This is a genomic window from Halococcus thailandensis JCM 13552, assembly GCF_000336715.1.
Taxonomy (GTDB): domain Archaea; phylum Halobacteriota; class Halobacteria; order Halobacteriales; family Halococcaceae; genus Halococcus; species Halococcus thailandensis.
In genome coordinates this window covers 1-2,929 of the sequence record NZ_AOMF01000144.1, presented here as the reverse complement: position 1 = coordinate 2,929, position 2,929 = coordinate 1, and the positions used below count along the sequence as shown (strand labels likewise).

Below are 2,929 nucleotides of genomic sequence, written 5' to 3'. Positions count from 1 at the left end.
TGGCACCCGAGAAGCTGTTCGAACTCGATGTCGACATGCTCGTTCCGGCAGCGATCGGGAACGTCATCACGAAACAGAACGTCCACGACATCAAGGCCGATCTCATCGTCGAGGGGGCAAACGGACCAACGACCCACGCGGCCGATGCGATCCTCGAAGAGCGCGATATCCCCGTACTCCCTGACATTCTGGCGAACGCCGGCGGGGTGACGGTGAGCTACTTCGAGTGGCTACAGGACATCAATCGGCGGGCGTGGTCGAGCGAGCGCGTCAACAACGAACTCGATCAGGAGATGCTCGCGGCGTGGGACGACGTCCGAACGGAGTTCGAGCAGCGATCCGTCTCGTGGCGTGACGCCGCCTACANCGAACTCGATCAGGAGATGCTCGCGGCGTGGGACGACGTCCGAACGGAGTTCGAGCAGCGATCCGTCTCGTGGCGTGACGCCGCCTACATCGTCGCGCTCTCGCGCATCGGTGCCGCGTACGATGCGCGCGGACTGTGGCCGTAACGCGATCGATTACTGTTACAAGCCACGAACAGTAGCTCTCGCGGATCGTTCCGCGAACGATGATTCGGCCTCGATTCGCCGGACGACACTGCCACCAGAACGATCCTGCTTCTCAGTCACCGAAACCGAGATATCGACGGAGCCAGCCGGTGATCCCGAGGTTTCGCTTGGCCATGATGATCGTCCCGTCCGCGCGACGGGCGACCTCCTCGGGGATCGCACCGAAGACGAGCTGCTGGAGCAAGCTCTCCCGCGTCGCGCCGACGATCGTCAGGTCGTGGCCGCTCGAGCGGTCGACGATCGCCTCGACGACGTGGTCGCCAGCGAGCAGCTGCGAGGAGATCGAGTCGTGCTCGCCGACCGACTCCGCCGCCTGTGCAAGCAACTCCTCTGCCTCCGCGCGGGCGTCGCTGTCGGCATCGCCCCCGACGACGTAGGCGATTTCGACGTGCGCGTCGTTCGCCCGTGCGATCGAGCCGGCGATCTCGGCGGCGTACTCCGCGTGGGGGCCACCCGCCGTCGGCACGAGAATCGATTCGACGTCGCCGGGTTCGCCGATGCGCTCGACGAGGACGTCACAGCGTGCGTCCCTGACGACGTCGTCGACGTTGCTGCCGAGCACGATATCCCGACGACGACGGCCCTGACCGTGCCAGCCCATCAGCACGGTATCGCTGTCGTACTGCTCGACGGTGTTGATGATCGCCGCGGCGGGATCGTGACCGAGCCGCACCGTTCCCTGCGTCGGGACGCCGGCCTCCTCCCCGATCGCCATCGCCCGCGAGAGTAGCTCGCGGCGTTCGCCGACGTGTTGGCGACCCTCCGCCAGGGGCGTCTGGGGCGCGACGGTGACGACGCTGATGACGTGGATCTCCGCGTTCCGCTCGCGGGCGACGTCAACGGCGGCCCGCATGAGCTGGTCGGCGCTCTCGGGATCGGCGATCGGCACGAGCAGCTGTGCGTCGCGTGATTCGGTCGCTCGCTCGGCGACCACGGTCGGCGTCTCCTCCTCGCGCACCTCCTCTTCGCGCTCGCTCGAATAGCCGAGATAGACGACGCCGCCGAGCGCGAACCACAGCACGATCGTCACCAGCGCGACGAACCCCTTCGACTCCTCGCCGAAACCGATCGCGAGCCCCTGTGATTCGAGCAAGAACGGCGCGAGGATCAGCTGGAAGACGATCCCGAGGATCGGAATCACCGGCATATACGGAATTTTGAACGGCCGTTCGAGGTCCGGACGGTTGCGCCGCATGGCGATCGCCGCGACGTTGACCATCGAGAACAGCAGGAGAAACATGACGGCCGAAGAGGAGGCGACGATCTCGATGGGTAGTGCGATCGCCATGATCCCGACGATCGTCGTCGAGGCGATGATCGACAGATAGGGCGAGCGCGTCTTCTCGCTGAGTTCGGAGAGTCCGGTCGGCAGGAGCCGATCCCGACTCATCGAGAAGGCGATCCGGCTGGAGGCGAACAGCGTCGCGTTGAGCGCGCTCACGGTCGCGGCCAGCCCCGCGATGATGAGGAGGAAAAAGCCGAAGGGGACGAACTGCGCCGCCGCCCGGATGATGCCAAGTTCGCCGAGATCACCGAGGAGTTTCCACGTCTCGATCGAGGTCGATGCACCCTCCATCCCGGCGAACTCGAGCAGCCGTGGAGTGACGTCGATCCCGCCGATGGCCGCAAAGGAGACGAACAGGTAGATCGGGACGGCGACGAGCAGCGAGTAGAAGATCGCTCGCGGGATGTTGCGCCCCGGATTCTTGATCTCCTCGCCGGACTGGACGATGATGTCGTAGCCCTCGAAGGCCACGTAGACGAACCCCATCGCGCCGAGAATGCCGGTGACGCCGTTCGGCGCGAACTCGGAGATCGACGTGTAGTTCGACGCCCAGTCGGCGTGGCCGAGCGTTGCGATCACGCCGAAGATCACGAAGATCGCGAGGATCACGATCTTGATCGAGGTCACGATCACGCCGATCGACCCCGTCTCCTCGGCCCCGCGGTAGTTGATGTAGCCGAAGAGGATCACGACGAGCGCGGTGACGATCTTCGCCGGCGTCAGAAAGCCAAGCAGGGCGAAATCGAGGCCGATATCGGAGTATTCGGTGACGAGCGTCACGAAGAAACTGCCGAACGTCGCCGCGTACAGCGCACACGTCACCGCCTGCGCGAACCAGTTCGCCCAGCCGGTGTAGAAGCCATACGGGCTCGGCAACGCCTCCCGCACCCAGCTGTACGCGCCACCGGCCTCGGGAAAGGCTGCCCCGAGTTCAGCGTAGGACGCAGCGGTGAAGGCGGCGATGACCCCGTTGAGCAGGAAGGCGATCAGGAGCGCGGGCCCGGCGAGTCCGGCCGCAAAGCCCGTCAGCGCGAACACGCCGGCACCGATCATCGCACCGATGCCGATCATC

1 protein-coding gene and 1 pseudogene are annotated in these 2,929 nt (G+C 65.4%); one reads left to right on the top strand and one right to left on the bottom strand.

All coding sequences use genetic code 11. The features are described 5' to 3' along the window. Positions 1 to 512: pseudogene (locus tag C451_RS06750) on the top strand (hypothetical protein); the annotation flags it as partial. Between the two features lie 112 nt (positions 513 to 624). Here C451_RS06750 and C451_RS06745 read toward each other — a convergent pair. Then, positions 625 to 2,929 (bottom strand): amino acid permease (locus C451_RS06745; RefSeq protein WP_007739089.1); only part of this gene is annotated, 2,305 nt, incomplete at its 5' end.